Below are 19,981 nucleotides of genomic sequence, written 5' to 3' on the forward strand. Positions count from 1 at the left end.
GCGATGAAGTATCTGATGACAACTGCGGCCATGCTGTCTGCCAGCGTCGCCTGGGCGGAGACGTCCGTTTTGAAGGTCTACACCTACGACAGTTTCGTGAGCGATTGGGGCCCCGGCCCCGCGGTCGAGGCCGCTTTTGAGGAAACCTGCAGCTGCGATCTGCAATTGATCGGGGCAGGGGACGGCGCGGCCTTGCTGGCCCGGATCAAGCTCGAAGGGGCGCGATCCGAGGCGGATGTGGTTCTTGGTCTCGACACGAACCTCACGGCAGCGGCCAAGGAAACGGAGTTGTTCGCGCCGCATTCCGTGGCGGCTGAGTTCACACTGCCTGTCGAATGGAGCGATGACACGTTTGCGCCTTTCGACTGGGGCTACTTTGCATTTGTCCACAATGCCGACATGGACGCGCCTGCGAATTTTCGTGAGTTGGCTGACAGTGATCTCAAGATCGCGATCCAGGACCCGCGGTCGTCGACCCCCGGTCTGGGGCTGCTGATGTGGGTCAAGGCTGCGTATGGCGATGACGCCCCAGCCATGTGGTCGGACCTGTCGGACAACGTGTTGACGGTCACGAAAGGCTGGTCCGAAAGCTATGGCCTCTTCCTCGAAGGCGAGGCGGACATGGTGCTGTCTTATACCACCTCGCCAGCCTATCACCTGATCGCCGAAGAGGATGCGGGCAAGGCTGCCGCTGCCTTTGACGAGGGGCACTACATGCAGGTCGAGGTTGCGGGCAAACTGGCAAATTCCGATCAACCCGAATTGGCGGACGCCTTCCTGGCCTTCATGGTCTCAGATGCGTTCCAGTCGATTATCCCGACGACGAACTGGATGTATCCGGCGGTCACACCAGCCGAGGGTTTGCCAGAGGGGTTTGACACGCTCATCACCCCGGCCAAGGCATTGCTGCTGTCGCCAGAAGATGCCGCTGCCGCCCGTGACGGAGCCTTGGCCGAATGGCGCAACGCATTGGCGCAATAAGCGGGCCAACTGCGGCGGGGACTGTGGTTGCACTGATCCTCGCCGCGCTGGTGGCCGTCCTGTCACGGGCCGATTGGCCTGTCGTTTTTGGCCCGGCGGATTGGGCTGTGCTCCGGTTCACTGTCTGGCAGGCGACCCTGTCGGCGCTATTCAGCGTCGCCTTTGCCATCCCAGTCGCACGCGCACTGGCGCGGCGGCGGTTTGCGGGGCGCGGTTTGCTGGTCACCCTGCTTGGCGCGCCGTTTATCCTGCCGGTGATCGTCGCGGTGCTGGGTTTACTTGCTGTGTTCGGACGCGCGGGGTGGGTCAGCCAAGGTCTTGGCTGGTTGGGTCTGCCGCCTTTGTCGATCTACGGGCTGACGGGTGTGGTCCTGGCGCACGTATTCTTCAACATGCCGCTGGCGACCCGGCTGATCCTGCAAGGGTGGCAGACGATCCCGGCCGAGCAATTTCGTCTGGTTGGGCAGTTGGGCCTGCCTCCTGCCGTTGTGTTCCGCACGCTTGAATGGCCGGTCCTGCGCCAAGTGGTGCCCGGTGCTTTGGCGCTTGTGTTCGTAATTTGCCTCACCAGTTTTGCGGTGGCGCTGACACTGGGGGGCGGGCCGCGTGCGACAACCCTCGAACTTGCCATCTACCAAGCGTTTCGCTTTGATTTTGACCTTGGGCGGGCGGCGATCCTCAGCCTTGTGCAACTCGCCGTCGCTGGTGGGGCTGCCGTGATCGCGCTGTGGGTTTTGCCACCCATCGTTTTGCAGACTGGGCGCGATAGGCAGGTGCAACGATGGGATGCGCGAGGCCTTTGGCCGCTTGATACCATGTGGATTGGGTTGGCCGCTGGCTTCCTGTTGTTGCCTCTGGGCGCGGTGGTTGTGTCGGGGCTGATCGGGTTGGGCCAGATGCCAGCAAGCGTGTGGTCCTCGACATGGACATCCGCATGGGTCGCAACGCTCAGTGCGGCGCTGTTGATTGCGCTGGCCCTGTCGATTGCTGCGTGGCTGGCGCAAGCAAGATGGGGTGGAGCAGAGGCGTTGACCCTGCTTGGCCTCGCCGCCTCGCCTCTGATGATCGGAACGGGGTGGTTCATCCTGATCTATCCCTGGGCCGCGCCTGTGCGATTTGCGCTGCCCGTGACGGCCTTGGTCAACGCGATGATTGCGCTGCCCTTTGCGGTGCGGATTCTGCTGCCCGCTATGCGCCAAGTGTTTGTTGACTATGGGCGATTGAGCGCGAGTTTGGGTCTGCATGGGTTGGCGCTGTGGCGGATCGTTTTGTTGCCGCGCATCCGCCCGCAGCTTGGCTTTGCTGCAGGGTTGGGCGCGGCGCTGTCGGTGGGGGATTTGGGCGTCGTGACGCTGTTTGCCGACCCCGAAGTCGCGACGTTGCCGCTGCAGATGTATCGGCTGATGGGCAGCTATCAGACGAATGCGGCATCGGGCGCGGCGCTGATCCTGTTGGGCCTGGCCTTGGGGATGTTCTGGCTATGCGACGCGTGGGGGCGGCGGCATGTTGCAGGTTGACGGATTGCAGGTGGTGCAGGGCGATTTCGCGTTAAGCGCGGACTTCAAGATCAAGGCTGGGCAGCGTGTTGCCGTCATCGGCCCTTCGGGTGCGGGCAAGTCGACGTTGCTGGGCGCGATCGGGGGGTACATACCCATCGTCACGGGCCGCGTCGTCGTGGACGGGCGCGATATCACCAATGCCGCTCCGGACAAGCGCAGCATCGCCATGTTGTTTCAGGACGGCAACCTGTTTCCGCATCTGACATTGGCGCAGAACGTCGGCCTTGGGCTTCGGCCTGCATTGCGGTTGACAGCGGACGAGCGACAACAGGTGGCACATGCCTTGGGCCGCGTCGGCCTTGGCGATCTCGGCGCGCGCAAACCCGGCGATGTCTCAGGGGGTCAGCAAAGCCGCGCCGCCCTTGCCCGCGTGTTGGTGCAGGATCGGCCGTTGCTTTTGCTTGATGAACCTTTCGCAGCTCTTGGGCCTGCGTTGCGGGCCGAGATGCTGGACCTGACCAGCGAGGTGGCGCGCCACACCGGGGCCACAGTGCTGATGATCACCCACGCGCCCGAGGATGCAGAGCGCGCCGCCGATCAGGTCTTGTTCGTGGATGGGGGGCAGGTCGATGCACCCCGGGCGGTGGCCGACATCATGGCCAACCCGCCCGAGGCGTTGCGGACCTATCTAGGCCGCTGAGCGCAGAGACTTGCGGGCTTCGACGATGCCAAGGGCAGCCTGTGCGGCCTCGCGTCCCTTGATAACGAAGTGGTCGCCGTAGATGCCCATATGGTGCGCCGTTTCCTGAAAGTGGTGCGGGGTCAGCGAAACTGACAGCACGGGCACGCCGGTTGTCAGCCCGACCTGCATCAACCCATCGACCACGGTGGCGGCGACAAAGTCATGGCGGTAGATCCCTCCGTCCACGACCAAAGCGGCGCAGATTACCGCATCGTAGCGGCCCGTTTGTGCCAGAGTTTGAGCCATCAGCGGCATCTCAAACGCACCGGGCACGTCGAAGGTGTCGACTTGTGTTGGAGGGATCGTTTCAGTGAAGCCGTCATGGGCACGATCAACGATCGCCGCGTGCCAGCGGGCTTTTACGAATGCGAAGCGGGTGTGTGTCATTGCAATCTCTCCTTTGGGTCCAGACACGTCACCCAAGGCGATTGCGCACAGCCGCGCGGACCCCTTGCGGGACCGGCACCTGCACGTTCTCTTTCATCCGGACTATGACCGTCGGCTCAGGCGTCTCACCTGATCTGCTGGACCCTCGGTTGCCCGAGGCGCTCGCGGGCTCATGGGTCGATGCCCATATACCGCCGGTGGGGAATTTCGCCCCGCCCTGAGAACACCACGAGGTTGCCAAGGTCGCACTGCAGAGGCAAGAGGGACGCGACGTATTTCGAAGGGTCACGCCGATGCATCCCAATCCGATTTTTCACACCCAAGACGCGCAACGCAACCTTGCCTACGCATCCGAGCGCGCCTTTGGGATTCTTGCCGTCAACGCAGAGGCAGGGCCGCTGATGGCGCATATCCCGTTTCTGATTGATGAGGATAGTGCGTATCTGCACCTGCATCTGGTGCGCTCAAACCCGATTGCGCGTGGGCTGAAGACCCCGCTGGCCGCGCGCATCGCGGTCAATGGACCGGATGGGTATATCAGCCCCGACTGGTACGAGGTTCCCGATCAGGTGCCCACGTGGAACTATGTTGCGGTACATCTAACCGGCACGCTTGAATTGCGTCCTCAGGACGGCATGCGCGACTTGCTCGATCGGCAGTCCAAACATTTCGAAGATCAGCTACTACCCAAGCCACCCTGGAAGACGGACAAGATGACACCCGAGGTGTTGGAAAAGATGATGCGCCAGATTGTGCCTTGCCGGATGAAGATCGAAGGCGTGGACGGCACATGGAAGCTGAACCAGAACAAGCCGGACGAGGTCCGCCTGCGGGCAGCGGACCACGTGGATGCCTACGGTATGGGGGCCGAAACGCGGCTGCTTGCGGCGTTGATGCGCGGCGCTTAGGTTGGGGGCGCAACCCAAAGGATCACCATGAAACTCTATTATTCGCCCGCATCGCCCTTTGTCCGTAAAGTCGTTGTTTTGCTGCATGAACTGGGGAAGTTCGAGGATGTCGAGATCGCGACGGTCACCACGACTGCGCTGGACTCTGACCCCTCGCTCAAGGCGGCGAATCCATTGGCGCGCCTGCCAGCTCTTGAGCGACCCGAGGGCGTGACCTTGTATGACAGCCGAGTGATCACCGCATATCTCGACGATCTGTTTCAGGGTGGGATGTACCCGACCAAAACGGACCGGTTCGAGGTGCTGACACTTGAGGCGACAGGTGACGGTCTGATGGATAGTGCCGTGTCGATGGCCTATGAGGTGCGTTTGCGCGACGAGGCGCAGCAATCCCAAGCCTGGATCGAGGCGCAATGGGAGAAGATCGAGCGGGGGCTTGATGCGCTCAACACCCGCTGGATGAGCCATCTGTCCGGGCCCCTCAACATGGGTCAGATTTCGGTTGCTTGCGCGCTTGGCTATCTGGATTTCCGCCATGATGCGCGCGGTTGGCGCCAAGGGCGTCCCGCCTTGGCCACATGGTTCGAGACCTTTGCCAAACGCGCATCGATGGAAGCCACAAAACCCTGATCGTGTCCGCGATAGGCGAGCATTGCAGCGCCGGAATGGAACCTGCGAGCGTCCGTGAGTCTTATCAAAGGGTTAATCAATACCCCTGCGACCACTTGTGTCAGTTTGTTTGCTGGACGTGGGCACATCACCCCGCTAGATAACCGGGTGAAGATGGCGTGCTTTGGGCACGACCCGTTTGAACTTTTGACCCGCATGGGTCACCGTGAAACTGGAGGAGCTCCCCCGTGTCCCACGCAGAAGAAGACCACGAAGGCGACCGCCGCGACTTTTTGTTCTACGCCACTGGTGGCGCGGGCGCGGTCGTCGCGGGGGCCGCTGTCTGGCCGCTGGTCAACCAGATGAATCCATCCGCCGATGTTTTGGCCCTGTCGTCCATCCAAGTGGACGTCAGCAGCCTTGAGCCCGGCACTCAGCTGACCGTCAAATGGTTGGGCAAGCCTGTGTTCATTCGCCGCCGGTCCGCAGAAGAGATCGAAGCGGCACGCGATGTCGACCTGTCGGAATTGCCCGATGGCATCGCGCGCAACGAAAACCTTGGTGAAGTCGAGGCCGTCGATGCCAACCGCACGCTGGACGAAGCGGGCGAGTGGCTGGTGATGATGGGTGTGTGTACGCACCTGGGCTGTGTGCCTTTGGGGGATGCCGGTGACTTTGGCGGATGGTTCTGCCCCTGCCACGGGTCGCACTACGACACTGCGGGCCGTATCCGTCGTGGGCCAGCCCCGACCAATTTGCCGGTGCCCGTCGCGACATTTGTAGACGATACAACGATCCAACTCGGTTAAGGGAGAGAAAAGCACATGTCTGGAATTCCTCACGACCATTACGAACCAAAGGCGGCCTGGGAAAAGGGTCTGGCCAAGCGGTTGCCCATCGTTGGGTTGATGTATGACACCCTGATGATCCCCACGCCGAAAAACCTGAACTGGATGTGGATCTGGGGCATCGTTCTGACGTTCTGTCTTGCCTTGCAAATCATCACCGGCATTGTTCTGGCGATGCACTACACGCCGCATGTCGACAATGCGTTCGCCTCGGTCGAGCACATCATGCGCAATGTGAACGGCGGTGCGATGCTGCGGTACTTGCACATGAACGGCGCTTCGTTGTTCTTTGTGGCCGTCTACGCCCACATTTTCCGCGGTCTCTATTACGGGTCCTACAAGGCCCCGCGCGAGATCACGTGGATCATCGGGATGCTGATCTATCTGCTGATGATGGGCACCGCCTTTATGGGCTACGTGCTGCCATGGGGTCAGATGTCGTTCTGGGGTGCCACAGTGATCACCGGTCTGTTCGGTGCCGTGCCTTTCGTGGGCGAAGCATTGCAGACATGGTTACTGGGCGGGCCCGCCGTGGACAACGCCACGCTGAACCGTTTCTTCAGCCTGCACTATCTGCTGCCCTTCGTGATCGCGGGTCTTGTGATCCTGCACATCTGGGCCTTCCATACGACCGGCAACAACAACCCCACGGGTGTTGATGTGCGCCGCACCTCCAAGGAAGAGGCAGAGAAGGACACGCTGCCGTTCTGGCCCTACTTCGTGATCAAGGACCTGTTTGCGCTGGCCGTGATCCTTGTGGTTTTCTTTGCAGTTGTCGGCTTCATGCCCAACTATCTCGGTCACCCCGACAACTACATCGAAGCCAACGCGCTTGCGACGCCAGCCCACATCGTGCCCGAATGGTACTTCCTGCCGTTCTACGCAATCCTGCGTGCCTTTGACGGTGACGTCTGGGTGGTGATCATCGCATCTACCCTGACGGGCGGTATCATCGACGCCAAATTCTTTGGGGTTCTGGCGATGTTCGGTGCCATTGTCGTGATGGCGCTGGTGCCATGGCTCGACACGTCGTCGGTCCGCTCGGGTCGCTATCGTCCGATGTTCAAGTGGTGGTTCTGGCTGTTCGTGGTGAACTTCTTTGTGCTGATGTGGGTTGGTGCCCGCCCGGCCGAAGGGATCTACCCCTATATCTCGCTGATTGGGTCCACGTACTGGTTTGCCTATTTCCTCGTCATTCTGCCGTTGTTGGGCGTGATCGAGAAGCCGGACGCGCAGCCTGAGACCATCGAAGAAGACTTTGCCGCACATGTGGCTGGCGACGATGCGGGATCCACCCCATCGGCCCAGCCCGCGGAATAAGGAGAGACTGCACATGTTCAAGAAACTTGCAGTGAGTGCGGTGACGGCAGTCATGCTGGCCACCGGTGCTTTCGCCGCTGGCGAAGGCGGGCATGTCGAGAATATCGATTTCTCGTTTGATGGTCCGTTCGGCACTTTTGATCAGAACCAGCTGCAGCGTGGCTTGCAAATCTACACCGAGATTTGTGCCGCCTGTCACGGTTTGCAGTACGTCCCCCTGCGCACGTTGGGGGACGAGGGTGGTCCTGAACTGCCCGAAGATCAGGTGCGCGCCTATGCGGAGTTCTACGAAGTCTTCGACCCCGAGTTGGATGACTTCCGCGTGGCGTCGCCGAATGATCACTTCCCTGGCTCCAACCTTGAAAACGCGCCTGACCTGAGCCTGATGGCCAAGGCCCGTGCCGGTTTTCATGGACCCTATGGCCTTGGCATCAATCAGTTGATGAATGGCATCGGTGGCGCGGAATACATTGCGTCATTGCTGCAAGGCTACACCGGAGAAGAAAAGGAAGAAGCGGGTACGGTCCTTTACGAAAACAAGACTTTCCCCGGTGGCTGGATTGCGATGGCCCCCCCACTTTATGGCGACGACGTTGAGTTCGCCGACGGTCATGCAACCGATCTGCACCATCTGTCAGAGGACGTGTCTGCGTTCCTGATGTGGACAGCCGAACCGAAGCTGGTTGCGCGCAAGCAGGCCGGCTTTGTGGGCGTTGTGTTCCTGACGATCCTGTCCGTCTTGTTGTACCTGACCAACAAGCGCATTTGGGCGCCTGTGAAAGCGCGCTACAAAAAGAAGTAATGCGCGGACCATAAGATTGCGAAAAAGCCCTGTCTGACGGACGGGGTTTTTTTTGTGGCGCAGGACACCTGCGCCTTACGGGCCGACAGTGGTTCAGAAGCCCCTAACCTTTGAAACATCGACGTCCTTGCGGGTGCGCCAAGCTGTTCAGGCGATCAGTTGCGTGTCGCCATGCCCAAGGATTTCAGCGGCAACGATTTGCCCTTCAGTTTGCGGCCTGTCGAACGTTACCTCGGTGAATTGTTCTGTGCGCCCCATGGTCGGGCTCTCCATCAGGATGCGATGTGTGCGGCCCACCTGTGCTTTGAGGTGCTTTGAGAGTTGCGCTTGTCCGGCGGCGCGCAGCTGAGCGGCACGTTCCTTGATCTGTGGTCCGCGAACCTGCGGCATCCGCGCAGCCGGTGTACCGGGGCGTGGCGAATAGGGGAACACGTGCAACCATGTCAGGTCGCAGTCTTCAACCAGCTTTAGCGCGTTCTTGAAATGCGCGTCAGTTTCCGTGGGGAACCCCGCGATGATGTCCGCACCAAAGGTCATGTCTGGGCGCAGCTTGCGGGCCTCTTGCGCGAACTGGATCGCATCATCGCGCAGATGTCGCCGTTTCATCCGCTTCAGGATCAAATCATCCCCGTGTTGCAGGCTGAGGTGCAGATGCGGCATCAGGCGCGGCTCTGTCGCGATGGCCTCCATCAACGCACGGTCCACCTCGATCGAGTCGATCGAGCTGATCCGCAGGCGCGGCAGATCGGGCACCAGTTTCAGGATGCGCATCACGAGATCGCCCAAGCGCGGCTCTGAGGGCAGGTCCGCGCCCCACGAGGTCAGGTCCACCCCGGTCAGCACGACCTCATTCAGGCCGCGATCCACCAGCCGCTTGACCTGATCCACAACAACGCCTGCGGGTACGGAGCGCGAATTGCCCCGCCCGAATGGGATGATGCAGAAGGTGCAGCGGTGGTCGCACCCGTTCTGGACCTGCACATAGGCGCGGCTGCGTGTCCCAAAGCCGTCGATCAGGTGTCCGGCGGTTTCGGTGACCGACATGATGTCGTCAACCTGCACCGGCTCGGTTCCGAAGTCCCCCGCCAGCCCGGCCCAGGTGTTTGCCTGCATCTTTTCGGTGTTGCCAATGACGACGTCGACTTCGGCCATGGCCGCGAATGTCTGCGGCTCGGTCTGGGCAGCGCAGCCTGTCACGATCAGCCTGGCGTCCGGATGGGTGCGCCGCAGCTTGCGAATGTCTTGGCGGGCCTTGCGCACCGCCTCGGCCGTCACGGCGCAGGTGTTGACGACCACCGCATTTTCGACGCCTGCACTCGTGGCAAGCTCCTCCATCGCCTTGGTCTCGTATGCGTTCAGGCGGCAGCCATGGTTGGAAAAGACCGGCGTGCTCATAAGCTGTCCAAAAAGGATTGCGTGAGGGTGCCGTCGAAAACATGCGCCGTGGGCCCGGACATCCAGACACCGTCGTCGCGCCAGTCGATGTAGAGCGTACCGCCGTCGAGGTGGATGGTCACCTTGCGCGCGCTTAGCCCACGTCGGGCGGCAGCCACGGCCACGGCACAAGAGGATGACCCGGACGCCAGCGTGACCCCTGTGCCGCGTTCCCAGACCCGCATGCGGATCGTGTTGGGCCCCTCGATCTGGGCGAATTGCACATTCGTCCGCTCTGGAAACAGCGGGTGGTGTTCTATTTCAAGGCCGCGCGCAGGCAAATCAATGTCGTCGATGGTGTCGACGAAGAAGGTGCAATGCGGATTACCCATCCCGGTGGCCACAGGCACGCCTTCAATGGGCAAGGCAAGGGTATCAACCTCCCGGGCAAGCGGGATGTCTTGCCAGTCCAGAACAGGATGCCCCATGTTCACAGATGTGAGGCCGGCGCTGTCCCGTGTTGCGTGCAACATACCCCGCCCTGTGATGTCGATGCTGAGCGCATCGGTGCCGCGCATCCCCATCTCTCGCGCAGCGATACAGCGGGTGGCATTGCCACAGGCCGCCGAAAGGGACCCATCCGCATTGTAGAACGTAAGCGTCAGGTCATCGCCTGGCGTGATAACTGCCAGCTGATCAAACCCCACACCGCGATGCCGGTCTGCCAGCGCCGTAACCAGCGGTGACGACAGCGATACAGGCCGCTCACGCGCGTCAATGACGACAAAGTCGTTGCCCAGCCCGTGCATCTTAAGGAAAGGCAAACCAGTGGTGGGATTCTGTTGCATCCGGCGCATATAACGCTGGGGTTTTCGGGAATCCAGTATGTCGCAGGAAAACATATGAGAATCGGCTTGACCCTTAGGCCCTCGCTTTCTAGATAGGCCGCTTAGTGGGGCCGTTAGCTCAGTTGGTAGAGCAGCTGACTTTTAATCAGCGGGTCGCAGGTTCGAACCCTGCACGGCTCACCATTTTTCCTTTTTTGTGACGACTCGTGATGTTTGACCATTCGGGTCATGTTTTTGGTCATTATGGTCGCTAACTTTGGACAGATGATCATTTTCGAGCGTTGGTGTCATAAGACCATAAGAGTGCAGATTTGAAGCATAAGCTTGCAGATCTGCCCTAAAGGTCAGCTTCCGACGTCTTCTTGAGACTGACATTGAACTATCCCTTTGCTTTGGAGTAGTCGGGACAATCTCGGCGAATTCTTAGGTTGATATGCGCTGACGTGAGACACTCGGAGGTGTCAGATTGGTCAAAATAGGTCAGATACTGGATCGCTGCTATCGACGTCAGGATTGCCTGCCTCCAGACGGGTTTCCCATAGGAAAGTGACACAGTAAGACCGCGTAGCCAAACGACGGGTAATGAGCTAAAAGTGAATGATCGACCGTTGGGCCGAAATGCCTAAAGTTCAATGCATCAGGAAGATCAGCAGAATGATTGAGGAGGTAGTTTGATGAGTGACTATTTTACAGAGCCCGGCGGATCACACGGTAGTGCAGACGCAATGTTTCGACAGGTGATGAGGGATATACTAGTTAGCCCAGAATCAGGAAGCGTTTCCACAGGTGCCGCAAAGGTCCAAAATAAGACAACTGAGAGCTTAGGCTACTCAATTGAGCTTACCGATCCGCTGGATCGCATCGTTTTCAATGAAAAGATGAAACTCGATCTACCAGTTGCTGTTGCTCGGTTTGTGTGGATGATTTCCGGCAATAACAGGTTAGCTGACATCAAGTTTTATCAAGAGAAAGTGGCCGATTTCTCAGATGACGGAATTATCGTTCCTGGCTCATCATATGGTGCACGGATCAGGTACGCGTTTCCGGGAATTGACCAACTGCAAGGCGTGATTGATAGACTAAAGAAAGATCCGAACTCTCGGCGCGCGGCGATTTCCATTTATCAACCAACTGACACAACAAGGGACTCAAAAGACGTTCCGTGTGCTTTCGGGATGTTTTTTCATATCCGCAACGATCAACTTCACACCCAGATTGTGATGAGATCCAACAACGCTACAATACTTTTACCTTTCAATATTTTTGAATTCTCTTTGTTGGCCGAAGTTATCGCTTCGGAATGCGGTGTCACGATGGGGCCGTTAAAACACTATGCGGCGTCAATGCATATCTACGACAACATGAAGCCGCTTTCAGTAGCCATCGCTAATGACGGCGGAACCAAGCATTCGACGCCGATGGACAAGATGCCGGTCAACCCAAAGCCACTAGAGGAGGTTAAAAGACTTGTCGAATTTGAAGCTGATCTACGCCACAAATCGGAAGCGATCTCGGATCACGCAGTTGCTGACTGGATAGACAGAATTAAAGATGATTTTTCTGTCTATTGGCGACAGTTTGCGTTCTCATTGTTGGTGACGGTTGCGCGACGCAAATGTTCGGAGACCGGTTTGGATGAGTTGAAATCGGCGATGAACCCAGAGTTGGCTCATCTCGTCGCTTGGGAGGTTAAACCTGAGAAAACACTGGATGAAGCCGCTTTCAGCGCTACCGCCACACTTTTAGGATCAGACAATATTGTCCTCTTTCACGACACTAAGACAAGCAAGTCTCTCCAAAAAAATATCCTGGATCATGAAGGTGAAAGCGGCAAAAAAGTACCCACCGCAACAATCTTCAAATTGCAAGAAAGATACACGTCAAAGCTAGCCGCGAGAAGCGACGACGTTGAGATTTCAAGAGATGAATTCAGAAGCGCTTTGAAGGACATCGGTGATGGTGACGAATGACATTCAACTCCTCTAGCGAAGCTAGCCCTCAGTTGATCATTAAGGCGATTGATCAGGCGTTGAACGCAAAAACTGGCGGGGAAAATTCAAAAAGCTCGATGAGGCGGCTCTGCACGTCACTTTTGAAAGAATCCGGACAGACGAAGCCACCTTACAGAGTTAAGCCTCTGCTCGATATGTTGGATGTCGAGTTTGCGTATGAAAGCTTGCCCGTCGGCAAAGAAGAGGCTGCCATCCAGCTGAAAGGTGGGAAGGTCCAGCTTGCAATTCCAAAGGCTCGTTTTAAGGGGGAAAGCGGAAGGTCGAGGCGCTGGAGGTTCTCCATTGCACACGAGTTTGCACATATTATTTTAATCAGAGCGGTTGGCGCACGCGTGGTTGATCTAGCGAATAGCAGTTCAGAGGCTTACGATTTCGTTGAAGATCTGTGTGACTTCGGAGCATCTCAGCTTCTCATTCCAAGGAGTGAGTTAACCAAAGCAATCAGAAATCGACCCTTCTCCCAAAAAACGGTTAGAGAGCTTACCGATCTATTTGACGTATCGATGAGCTCGATGTTTTGGAGCATTGCTGACCTAGTTCCTGATGGCGGCTTGATCCTGCTGAAGAAGTATAAGCGCAATGCTCGCGATAGTAATGAACTCCGTGTCTCATCGGTATTTTCAAGATACACTGGTGGCCTTAATGACACCTGGCTCCCGGTCGGATGCACAATGAAACACATTCGAGTTGGAAATCGCCCGCTGGGCTTTGAACACATCGAAGAAGACGGAATCCTGCCCATAGAGCTGATCCTTGGTAAACGAGTTAGGCGCATGGACTCTAAGGTGGTAGAATGGTCGCACGCTACAAAACGCCCTTCATTTCTTAACGATTCTAGGGCATTTGGTGACTCGCAGGACGGCAGAGGCCTGTTAATCGCCTGCGCGCCGCCTGGCAAATTTGATGATCGTCTTTTTGGAGCAAATTCATGAAGTTCTATATCTCAGGGGCTCTGCAAGGGTCTGCGGACCTCAGTATTGCTCGAATCGTTTATGAAAACGCTGCTCTTTCAGTCTCTAAGTCTGGAGGCACGCCTTACGTGCCCCACACCAAGACAGACCCTGAACAAAATAGCGACATAAACAGTGGATCTGTCTTCAAGAGCGACCTCGATGAGATAAAGAAATCAGAAGCATTGGTAGTGTTCTTAAACGAGCCTTCATTGGGGGTCGGCGCGGAGATCGCGATTGCCATGAGCATGGGTAAGAAAATCCTACCACTTGTGATCGAGGGCAAGGCTTATTCTCGGTTCATCGAAGGTCTATTGGATACCAGCGGTCTGAAGGTTCAAACTTACTCCGATGAAGAGGAAATGGACTTTATCATCCAACAGTTTGTAGATGACTGCTTATGTTCCGATCAGTCCAACTACTTGGTCAGTTCTCTCTGAAACACTCCCAGTAACCGATGAAGGCTTGACGCCAAAGCCTAAGTATAATTCATCAATCTTCTCGTCGACGCTCCTTTGAAATGCTAAATCAGCTTCTCTTGTTCCGTCGTCTTCCACCGTAAACTCAATTGGAACTTTCACGACTTGGTCGTACGTTTGTAACCAAACGCCCACGGCTCTTGAGACTACTTTGTACTCTGTTGTTTCTTTGAATTCTGGAAATAGCACTTCGGTGTATGCTAGATGATCAACCATTGTCCGATCAGAAATCACAACTTCTGCTGAACTCTCAACCATATGGTCTTCAATAACTTGGTACAGAAAGATTGTGCACTGTCGAAGCAAGGTATTATGCCCTCTGCGAAAGAACTCGCGATCATCAGCAATGTCCCCGATAACACGGGGCACTTCCCTGCAGATTTCGATCTTGTGGGTCGCGGCGAGAGTTTTTTTAACACTCTCAACCAGCGTCGTCTTGCCCGTTCCATGTGCACCTGACAAAGCTAATTTCATGGATGTCTCCAGACAAAAAGGTAAACCCAAAACTATAGACACCTATGACAAGACTTTTGTAAAGAAAAACAACGCCGTCTGGGGGCTTTCTTACACTTCTTCTGTCTACCAATATCCCTATATTCTACCACGGAAACTGTATGGATAATTTGGGAGAACCTCCTATTTATGGATTTTGCGCTGACATTCAGCTCGAATCAAAAAGTTTTTCTATATCCCTTCTGAAATCGGGAGCGCCACCGTTTGCAGGATGTCGGATATGTGTAGCGTCAACGTTCAAATGGTTCAGATGATCCCTTGCGACGTTGCCAATCGCGACTACCCGACAGTTTGCGCGGAATAGACCTCTCAGATCCGCCAAAATACCCGCATGGTAATTTATTTCTTCCAAAGTAGGCTTCCGGTTGGTTAAGGGATAGTCTCCCCGATAAGGATGAAATGGGAACGTGTTCCAAAGCACAACTTCATCGGCTCGATGTCCCTCCATTATTGCACGCCAAACAATGCTAGCTGTAGGCTCCGTAAATCCGAGCTGCCTTTCTGCCTGATTTCGGCACGCGTTTGCATGGCTTGTACGCGAAAATAGCCCTTCTTGGCCAAGAATATCTCGTTCAGTAACAAAACCTTGCGCATTAGATAAGAGGCGTTCACTCGTCATAGCAACTCCCGTAAACCTTGCGCCTTGAAACCCTGGTGCCTCGGCAACTAGAATAAACCGCGCTGACTCCAGGCGATGTTTCAGATATGCGGAGAGTTGTAGATTTCGTTGACAGCATGCCTCAGCTGTCTGATCAATGTTTTCGACAAAGCAATTGTAAGGATTAGCGATATTGCAGTTCACGCTGGTTTCCCGCAGGCGGGCAATAAATTGATCAACACTCATGGAAAAGTTCCTGACACGACTATCCCAATCGTGCCCCTGATCAGCCCTTCGATGCGCATCCGAAGCACATCCAGACGTCGCGCAAAGGCGATCGCCCGGATGTCCAAGGGATCAAGATAAAGCTCTTTGAGGACTTCACCGGGGTGCATTGGTTCTCCTACCAAGTTCATTATCGTGCCCATTCAATGGTGATCGACGATCTCGACATCGGTGGTGCCGTTCGGTGTCCAGACCTAACCAGACAAGTCATTGCACATCTGTCTACACGGAATGCTGTCTACCCTAAGCGCTTCGCAACATGTCTCGCACTATATTCCTCTCGATCAGACGTGAGAACTTTTTGTAGTCCCCATTCTCTTTCTGCCAACGACCGGCCACGATAGATACATGAACGCCAGCCTGCTCACTTACGCTTTCAATCTCTTCGGTCCGCGCAAATTTCTTTCGGCAGACACTTGCAAACCTAGCAGGGATCAAGCTCCTCTTCGCTAGAGAATCTGCTTCGGCCTCGATCTCATCGTCTGTTTCAACGTCGAGCTCGTCAAAAAAGACATGATCCGAAGTAGACAGTATTTGGAAGTGTTTTGCCAAATGAGACAGCTCATGGAGTAGAGTGAACCAGAAATTATCAATCCTGTCGTGACGCAAAGTAAGCCCAATCACCGGCGTCTTGCCCTTGAGCAACATCACAGCGCCATCAAGGAACGTGCCTGGTAACAAGGGAAAGATAACCACGATAATGCCCTGCTTGGAAAGTTCGTTGATTGCTCTTAGCGGGCCTTGGGGGTGCGTGCTTAGTTTCGCGATAGATCGCAAGAAATTCTTATCAATGAGCTCTCTAGAGAAATTACCAATGGGCGGATTCTGATCAGCTTTTGTCAACACAGCCGCTTGCCAGACCAACAGAGCATTCAGATCGGTCTTTCCACTTGCACGTTGTGTCCTGGTCCTTCTGTTCAGCGCTGGAACAAAATTTGGCCCAAAAGCGGAACGTAGAAATCCTCCAATATCCTTCATATTCAGATCAAAGCCGAGCTCTTTTAATTTAGTCAGCACCGGTTGGCTTACTTCTACCGCCATAGTCGATCCGATCTCTTCCTTCTTCATCAAAGACTCGTACGGAATCGCCAATCCAGCGTGCAGTGCGCGCACCATATCCATAGAGAGTTTGCGCTTGCCCGAAAGAACCTCGGACACACGGGCGCGAGAACCAATGTAAGGCTCCAGATCGCGCGCTGTCAGATTTCTCTGTTCCATCCGAAGTTTTATTGCTGCCAGCGCTGAAGGTGCCTCTGTCATGATGTGGTTACGCTCGTACTTTTCTATGACAGCAGCGAGCACTTCGATTTCGTCCAATACGTCCTTGTCGTCTGACGACAAGATAAGCTCTTCCATACGTTCCTTTGCAGTTTGATGGTCTAGTTTGTTCTTTATAGGTTTAATCATCACGCGGCCTCCCATTCCGTATGATCTCCAGAATCAGGGCGTCGATCGCGGTGTTCGATACACTTTTTCAGCAGCAGAACGCCACTTTCGAAATGTATCATACCTTCAACTAGGACTGTGTTGTTGGCCAATCGAAACCTCGCTTTCGGCAATTCACATAATTCTGCTTGTGGGTAGTCTTTCATAAGTGCTTCTGCGTCCGGCCAGGTGCGATGTTTGAGCTCAAACACCAAGGCTTTCAGCGCTTCGCGGGTGTGCGGATCGCTGCGGCCCGCAAGAAAACACTCGATTTCATCCAGTCCTAACACCTGCATTTGAACCCCTCCAGGACCAGAAATCAAAAAAGCTCCCAAAATGGGAACATTCATTCTTGACTCTGAGGCTCCGCCGAGTCAGTTATGAATGTGTACCCAATATGGGAACAAATACGCAAAGTCAATGAATACAACCCATTCGGGCACGATTCGGCGACATGAATGAGCCAGATAAACCCGAAGGGAAAATAGGCATGGCCAGCAACAACGCAGCTTACAAAGTCGATGGTAGCGCCTTCGAATCTATCGACGTGGTCCTCTCCGGCCGCCAAATCCGTCAATCAGCAGGGCTTGCACCAGCAAGCAATTATGTCTTGATCAAAATCGGGCAGGGTACCAGCCAGTCAATCGGGTTGGACGAGGCGGTTGATCTCAACCAGGATGAACCACCATGTTTCCTTTCATTTGAGTCTGACCGGGTATTCTCGCTCACTATCAACGAACGTGGGTTCGAATGGGGTGCCAGCGAAATCTCGGCTTCTGATATCCGTGCGTATGGCGGCATCCCCGACGATCATCAGCTGATTTTGGACAGCGAAGGTGATCGCCCAATCGAGGATGACGATGTCGTGCGTCTCAAAGCAAAAGGCGCTGAGCGGATCATCTCCAAACCGATGGAAAAAATCTGCATCGTCATCAACACAGTGGAAGAGTACGTCGAGCCTGGGCGGTTTTCGTTCGAGGAACTCGCCAAACTGGCATTCCCGAATACTGAAGTGACGCCAAACACAGAATACACCGTCAGCTATCGCAAGGGTCCAGGCAACAAGCCCGAAGGCTCTCTGATTGCAGGTGAATCCGTCAAACTCAAAAAGGGGATGATTTTCGATGTATCAGAAACCGACAAATCTTAGGGCCGATGTCGCCCGTCTGATCGATGATGGCTACGAGGTCAGCATTGAGCATAACCATTTGATCATGTGTAACGTGCCATATGTTACGAGTGCGCGAGAAATCAAACGCGGTACACTTATCTCGCCTCTCACAGGTTCATTCAGTGAGGTGGCGCGCCCCTCCGATCATGTGATCATGTTTTCTGGAGACTACCCTTGCGACGCGCACGGTAAGCAGCTTGAGAGTATTCGCAACGCCACCCGCAATGAGAATGTGGCTGGGCAGTGGGCAATCAATCATCGGTTTTCGAGCAAACCGAAGCGCGGATATTATCTCGACTACTACGAAAAGATGCATACTTACGCTTCCATCTTGGCAAACCAAGCTGCGGCGCTTGATCCTGAGTGCACGGCACGCACTTTTCGTGTCATAGGCAGCACAGATGACTCACCGTTTCAGTACTTTGACAATGCTTCGGGACGAGTGGGCATTAGCGAAGTAACTCAGAAGCTCACCAAGCGTTCGATTGCCATCGTCGGACTGGGCGGCACCGGATCATACGTCCTAGATTATGCTTCAAAGACTCCCGTCGACGAGATCCACCTTTTTGACGGGGATATTTTTGAGCAACACACCGCCTTCCGCTGTCCAGGTGCTGCAACTATCGAAGAGATTATGGGGAGACCGCCGAAGGTAGGTTTTCTGGCTGATAAATACGGCAAGATGCACCGGGGAATAGTTCCTCACGGTGAGTACATCACGGAGGAAAACGTCGCACAGCTGGAAGGCTTCGACATGGTGTTTTTGTGCATTGACGCTAATGAGGCGAAAGTGCCAATCGTTCAGGCTCTTGAAAGCTTCGACTCCAAATTCATTGATGTTGGCATTGGGGTCAATCTCGTGAGAAACGGACTAACGGCCACTTTGAGAACGACGACCAGCACGCCGGAGAACCGCCAACACGTTCACGATCGTAAGCGTATTCCAATGAAGGCTGCGCCTGGCAATAACGAATATGCGCGAAATATTCAGATCGCCGAACTGAATGCCATTAATGCCGGTTTCGCGATTGTTCAATGGAAGCAGGAGTGTGGCTTCTACAGGGATACTGAACACGAACTTTTCAGCTTGTTCCGTGTCGCCGATAATCACATCCTGAATGAGGATGCAGCATGAACGCTGTTTCCCATTTAGAACCTCAGTTTGTCACGAACGCGCCAAGGGAACTGGATTCGGGTGTCCTCTATGTATCCATAGAGTATTGCACCATGCTTCATCTGTGCGCATGTGGCTGCGGGCGCAAAGTTGTGACACCACTTTCCCCAAATGACTGGAATCTGAGTTACAATGGAAAATCCATAACCGTGAGGCCGTCGATTGGAAGTTGGTCCCTGCCTTGCCAGTCGCACTACGTTATCAAGAACAACAAAATCGTATGGGCAGGCCAATGGAGTGATGAACAAATCAAAAAGGGCCGTCAGCGGGACTTAGTACGTAAGAGAGGCCGCACGATCAAAGCCGTCGATAGCCTTCCAGATCAGCCAGACAAACTTGAGCGTAACCCAGTCCAACCCAACTGGTTAGGACAGTCATTGCGTTGGATTAGAGGCAGATTCAGATAAGCTCGGACGTTCTATCGCGGCGTTGCACTAACAGCTGCTACGCAAGGTAGCTAGGCGCCTGATATGTGCACCAGCCCAATTGCCTAATTTTGATGCTAGTGCCTTGCCGTTGCAGAAATCATGAAATCCGCAACACAGTAAGAGTTGTTTCAAGCACGGAGGGTGCTTGCTCAGTTATGAGGAGGCCTTAAGCTCGCAGCTGTTTCAGCAATGTACGAATAAAATCGGAGCCACCTATTTCCTCCAATTTTTTTGAATCGAAACCCAATGAAGCAGCTGGCCGGTCCGACATGAACATTGTCGACCCAGAGGAGAAGCCGGGGAAGCCGTGTCATGCACAAGGTTATACTCACCTAAGTTGCCCATTTGGATGAGGCTTACATCGAGCTTGGAGACTCGCCATGGTTGTGCTACATTTCCTCTTATTGGATAAGGAAGGAATTAATTATGGCTGATGATGAACGGGCAAAAGTAGCAGGTCGTCAAACTCTAGAGTTTGATCTTTTGGACGCTGAGACGCAGAAGAAGGTAATCGAGTGTATTCAAGAGCGTGGAAAAATCTCAGTCATTCTTGAAGACAGAGGTGTGGTGTCTACCGGGCAGCTCGCTGCCTTCCAGCAAATGGTTGACTAACGCCTCATATCTTAAC

Annotated in this window: 23 protein-coding genes, 1 tRNA gene and 1 riboswitch; of the genes, 16 read left to right on the plus strand and 8 right to left on the minus strand. The window is 55.1% G+C overall.

Annotated elements, in window-relative coordinates:
• Window positions 1-3 precede the first annotated feature (3 nt).
• The 3 genes from thiB to Q0908_RS05700 are packed head-to-tail and all read left to right on the plus strand — an operon-like array spanning window position 4 to window position 3,180.
• Window positions 4-981: a thiamine ABC transporter substrate binding subunit gene (gene thiB / locus Q0908_RS05690; protein WP_299281726.1), complete on the plus strand. Its 978-nt coding sequence runs from the start codon at window positions 4-6 to the stop codon at window positions 979-981.
• Entirely contained in the window at window positions 957-2,498 is a 1,542-nt protein-coding gene (locus Q0908_RS05695; RefSeq protein WP_299281729.1) for a thiamine/thiamine pyrophosphate ABC transporter permease ThiP, read from the plus strand. The genes thiB and Q0908_RS05695 overlap by 25 nt, the downstream gene beginning before the upstream one ends.
• Window positions 2,485-3,180, plus strand: a complete 696-nt coding sequence (locus Q0908_RS05700; RefSeq protein WP_299281731.1) for an ATP-binding cassette domain-containing protein — start codon at window positions 2,485-2,487, stop codon at window positions 3,178-3,180. The genes Q0908_RS05695 and Q0908_RS05700 overlap by 14 nt, the downstream gene beginning before the upstream one ends.
• Here Q0908_RS05700 and Q0908_RS05705 read toward each other — a convergent pair.
• Window positions 3,169-3,609 carry a 6,7-dimethyl-8-ribityllumazine synthase gene (locus Q0908_RS05705; protein WP_299281733.1) on the minus strand — a complete coding sequence of 147 codons (441 nt, stop codon included), beginning with the start codon at window positions 3,607-3,609 and terminating at the stop codon, window positions 3,169-3,171. The genes Q0908_RS05700 and Q0908_RS05705 overlap by 12 nt on opposite strands.
• A gap of 81 nt (window positions 3,610-3,690) precedes the next feature.
• A riboswitch (FMN riboswitch) is annotated at window positions 3,691-3,838 on the minus strand.
• Window positions 3,839-3,902: 64 nt separating this feature from the next.
• Here Q0908_RS05705 and Q0908_RS05710 point away from each other — a divergent pair.
• The 5 genes from Q0908_RS05710 to Q0908_RS05730 all read left to right on the plus strand — a co-directional run bounded on the left by Q0908_RS05710 (window position 3,903) and on the right by Q0908_RS05730 (window position 8,096).
• Window positions 3,903-4,517 (plus strand): FMN-binding negative transcriptional regulator, encoded by a 615-nt coding sequence (locus tag Q0908_RS05710; RefSeq protein WP_299281735.1) that lies wholly within the window; start codon window positions 3,903-3,905, stop codon window positions 4,515-4,517.
• Between the two features lie 27 nt (window positions 4,518-4,544).
• Window positions 4,545-5,147 (plus strand): glutathione S-transferase, encoded by a 603-nt coding sequence (locus tag Q0908_RS05715; RefSeq protein WP_299281738.1) that lies wholly within the window; start codon window positions 4,545-4,547, stop codon window positions 5,145-5,147.
• A 227-nt stretch (window positions 5,148-5,374) separates the two neighbouring features.
• Window positions 5,375-5,935 carry a ubiquinol-cytochrome c reductase iron-sulfur subunit gene (gene petA / locus Q0908_RS05720; protein ID WP_299281740.1) on the plus strand — a complete coding sequence of 187 codons (561 nt, stop codon included), beginning with the start codon at window positions 5,375-5,377 and terminating at the stop codon, window positions 5,933-5,935.
• Between the two features lie 15 nt (window positions 5,936-5,950).
• Window positions 5,951-7,294, plus strand: a complete 1,344-nt coding sequence (gene petB / locus Q0908_RS05725; protein WP_299281742.1) for a cytochrome b — start codon at window positions 5,951-5,953, stop codon at window positions 7,292-7,294.
• A gap of 13 nt (window positions 7,295-7,307) precedes the next feature.
• Window positions 7,308-8,096: a cytochrome c1 gene (locus tag Q0908_RS05730; protein ID WP_299281743.1), complete on the plus strand. Its 789-nt coding sequence runs from the start codon at window positions 7,308-7,310 to the stop codon at window positions 8,094-8,096.
• Window positions 8,097-8,243: 147 nt separating this feature from the next.
• On the opposite strand, the gene mtaB is transcribed toward Q0908_RS05730, so the two are convergent.
• A complete protein-coding gene (gene mtaB, locus Q0908_RS05735; protein ID WP_299281745.1) occupies window positions 8,244-9,491 on the minus strand; it encodes a tRNA (N(6)-L-threonylcarbamoyladenosine(37)-C(2))-methylthiotransferase MtaB in 1,248 nt (415 codons plus the stop codon).
• Complete coding sequence (gene dapF, locus Q0908_RS05740) at window positions 9,488-10,327, minus strand: diaminopimelate epimerase (RefSeq protein ID WP_299281746.1); 840 nt, start codon at window positions 10,325-10,327, stop codon at window positions 9,488-9,490. The genes mtaB and dapF overlap by 4 nt, the downstream gene beginning before the upstream one ends.
• A gap of 98 nt (window positions 10,328-10,425) precedes the next feature.
• Here dapF and Q0908_RS05745 point away from each other — a divergent pair.
• The 4 genes from Q0908_RS05745 to Q0908_RS05760 all read left to right on the plus strand — a co-directional run bounded on the left by Q0908_RS05745 (window position 10,426) and on the right by Q0908_RS05760 (window position 13,720).
• Window positions 10,426-10,501 (plus strand) — tRNA-Lys (locus tag Q0908_RS05745).
• Window positions 10,502-10,992: 491 nt separating this feature from the next.
• Window positions 10,993-12,288, plus strand: coding sequence for a thymidylate synthase (locus Q0908_RS05750; RefSeq protein WP_299281748.1), 1,296 nt, complete (start codon window positions 10,993-10,995; stop codon window positions 12,286-12,288).
• On the plus strand, window positions 12,285-13,262 hold the full coding sequence (locus Q0908_RS05755) for an ImmA/IrrE family metallo-endopeptidase (RefSeq protein WP_299281750.1): 978 nt from the start codon (window positions 12,285-12,287) through the stop codon (window positions 13,260-13,262). Before Q0908_RS05750 ends, Q0908_RS05755 begins: the two co-directional genes overlap by 4 nt.
• On the plus strand, window positions 13,259-13,720 hold the full coding sequence (locus Q0908_RS05760; protein ID WP_204417162.1) for a hypothetical protein: 462 nt from the start codon (window positions 13,259-13,261) through the stop codon (window positions 13,718-13,720). Before Q0908_RS05755 ends, Q0908_RS05760 begins: the two co-directional genes overlap by 4 nt.
• Here Q0908_RS05760 and Q0908_RS05765 read toward each other — a convergent pair.
• From Q0908_RS05765 to Q0908_RS05785, 5 genes are all read right to left on the minus strand, one after another.
• Window positions 13,679-14,233 (minus strand): ATP-binding protein, encoded by a 555-nt coding sequence (locus tag Q0908_RS05765; RefSeq protein WP_299281753.1) that lies wholly within the window; start codon window positions 14,231-14,233, stop codon window positions 13,679-13,681. The two genes, Q0908_RS05760 and Q0908_RS05765, sit on opposite strands and share 42 nt — an antisense overlap.
• Window positions 14,234-14,420: 187 nt before the next feature.
• Complete coding sequence (locus Q0908_RS05770; RefSeq protein ID WP_299281755.1) at window positions 14,421-15,116, minus strand: uracil-DNA glycosylase; 696 nt, start codon at window positions 15,114-15,116, stop codon at window positions 14,421-14,423.
• Window positions 15,113-15,286: a hypothetical protein gene (locus Q0908_RS05775; protein WP_299281757.1), complete on the minus strand. Its 174-nt coding sequence runs from the start codon at window positions 15,284-15,286 to the stop codon at window positions 15,113-15,115. Before Q0908_RS05775 ends, Q0908_RS05770 begins: the two co-directional genes overlap by 4 nt.
• Window positions 15,287-15,398: 112 nt before the next feature.
• Window positions 15,399-16,562, minus strand: coding sequence for an ImmA/IrrE family metallo-endopeptidase (locus Q0908_RS05780; RefSeq protein ID WP_299281844.1), 1,164 nt, complete (start codon window positions 16,560-16,562; stop codon window positions 15,399-15,401).
• Window positions 16,562-16,930: a hypothetical protein gene (locus Q0908_RS05785; protein ID WP_299281760.1), complete on the minus strand. Its 369-nt coding sequence runs from the start codon at window positions 16,928-16,930 to the stop codon at window positions 16,562-16,564. The genes Q0908_RS05780 and Q0908_RS05785 overlap by 1 nt, the downstream gene beginning before the upstream one ends.
• Window positions 16,931-17,070: 140 nt before the next feature.
• On the opposite strand from Q0908_RS05785, the gene Q0908_RS05790 reads away from it, so the two are divergent.
• The 4 genes from Q0908_RS05790 (at window position 17,071) to Q0908_RS05800 (ending at window position 19,965) form a co-directional block, all read left to right on the plus strand.
• A complete protein-coding gene (locus Q0908_RS05790) occupies window positions 17,071-17,730 on the plus strand; it encodes a multiubiquitin domain-containing protein (protein ID WP_299281762.1) in 660 nt (219 codons plus the stop codon).
• Window positions 17,705-18,886, plus strand: coding sequence for a ThiF family adenylyltransferase (locus Q0908_RS05795; protein WP_299281764.1), 1,182 nt, complete (start codon window positions 17,705-17,707; stop codon window positions 18,884-18,886). Before Q0908_RS05790 ends, Q0908_RS05795 begins: the two co-directional genes overlap by 26 nt.
• 92 nt (window positions 18,887-18,978) lie before the next feature.
• Complete coding sequence (locus tag Q0908_RS20370) at window positions 18,979-19,332, plus strand: DUF6527 family protein (RefSeq protein ID WP_366868780.1); 354 nt, start codon at window positions 18,979-18,981, stop codon at window positions 19,330-19,332.
• 447 nt (window positions 19,333-19,779) lie between these two features.
• Window positions 19,780-19,965 (plus strand): hypothetical protein, encoded by a 186-nt coding sequence (locus tag Q0908_RS05800; protein WP_299281766.1) that lies wholly within the window; start codon window positions 19,780-19,782, stop codon window positions 19,963-19,965.
• Window positions 19,966-19,981 lie beyond the last annotated feature (16 nt).

The sequence above is a fragment of the uncultured Tateyamaria sp. genome (assembly GCF_947494755.1).
Lineage (GTDB): Bacteria > Pseudomonadota > Alphaproteobacteria > Rhodobacterales > Rhodobacteraceae > Tateyamaria.

Bases quoted from the DNA above. Each gene is read 5' to 3' on its own strand.
- Q0908_RS05695 (WP_299281729.1), top strand. From the start codon at position 957: ATGGCGCAACGCATTGGCGCAATAAGCGGGCCAACTGCGGCGGGGACT.
- Q0908_RS05755 (WP_299281750.1), top strand. From the start codon at position 12,285: ATGACATTCAACTCCTCTAGCGAAGCTAGCCCTCAGTTGATCATTAAG.
- Q0908_RS05760 (WP_204417162.1), top strand. From the start codon at position 13,259: ATGAAGTTCTATATCTCAGGGGCTCTGCAAGGGTCTGCGGACCTCAGT.
- Q0908_RS05705 (WP_299281733.1), bottom strand. From the start codon at position 3,609: ATGACACACACCCGCTTCGCATTCGTAAAAGCCCGCTGGCACGCGGCG.
- dapF (WP_299281746.1), bottom strand. From the start codon at position 10,327: ATGCGCCGGATGCAACAGAATCCCACCACTGGTTTGCCTTTCCTTAAG.
- Q0908_RS05790 (WP_299281762.1), top strand. From the start codon at position 17,071: ATGGCCAGCAACAACGCAGCTTACAAAGTCGATGGTAGCGCCTTCGAA.
- Q0908_RS05775 (WP_299281757.1), bottom strand. From the start codon at position 15,286: ATGAACTTGGTAGGAGAACCAATGCACCCCGGTGAAGTCCTCAAAGAG.
- Q0908_RS20370 (WP_366868780.1), top strand. From the start codon at position 18,979: ATGCTTCATCTGTGCGCATGTGGCTGCGGGCGCAAAGTTGTGACACCA.
- Q0908_RS05710 (WP_299281735.1), top strand. From the start codon at position 3,903: ATGCATCCCAATCCGATTTTTCACACCCAAGACGCGCAACGCAACCTT.
- Q0908_RS05730 (WP_299281743.1), top strand. From the start codon at position 7,308: ATGTTCAAGAAACTTGCAGTGAGTGCGGTGACGGCAGTCATGCTGGCC.
- Q0908_RS05800 (WP_299281766.1), top strand. From the start codon at position 19,780: ATGGCTGATGATGAACGGGCAAAAGTAGCAGGTCGTCAAACTCTAGAG.
- Q0908_RS05795 (WP_299281764.1), top strand. From the start codon at position 17,705: ATGTATCAGAAACCGACAAATCTTAGGGCCGATGTCGCCCGTCTGATC.
- Q0908_RS05770 (WP_299281755.1), bottom strand. From the start codon at position 15,116: ATGAGTGTTGATCAATTTATTGCCCGCCTGCGGGAAACCAGCGTGAAC.
- Q0908_RS05785 (WP_299281760.1), bottom strand. From the start codon at position 16,930: ATGAATGTTCCCATTTTGGGAGCTTTTTTGATTTCTGGTCCTGGAGGG.
- Q0908_RS05780 (WP_299281844.1), bottom strand. From the start codon at position 16,562: ATGATTAAACCTATAAAGAACAAACTAGACCATCAAACTGCAAAGGAA.
- Q0908_RS05715 (WP_299281738.1), top strand. From the start codon at position 4,545: ATGAAACTCTATTATTCGCCCGCATCGCCCTTTGTCCGTAAAGTCGTT.
- thiB (WP_299281726.1), top strand. From the start codon at position 4: ATGAAGTATCTGATGACAACTGCGGCCATGCTGTCTGCCAGCGTCGCC.
- petB (WP_299281742.1), top strand. From the start codon at position 5,951: ATGTCTGGAATTCCTCACGACCATTACGAACCAAAGGCGGCCTGGGAA.
- Q0908_RS05750 (WP_299281748.1), top strand. From the start codon at position 10,993: ATGAGTGACTATTTTACAGAGCCCGGCGGATCACACGGTAGTGCAGAC.
- mtaB (WP_299281745.1), bottom strand. From the start codon at position 9,491: ATGAGCACGCCGGTCTTTTCCAACCATGGCTGCCGCCTGAACGCATAC.
- Q0908_RS05765 (WP_299281753.1), bottom strand. From the start codon at position 14,233: ATGAAATTAGCTTTGTCAGGTGCACATGGAACGGGCAAGACGACGCTG.
- Q0908_RS05700 (WP_299281731.1), top strand. From the start codon at position 2,485: ATGTTGCAGGTTGACGGATTGCAGGTGGTGCAGGGCGATTTCGCGTTA.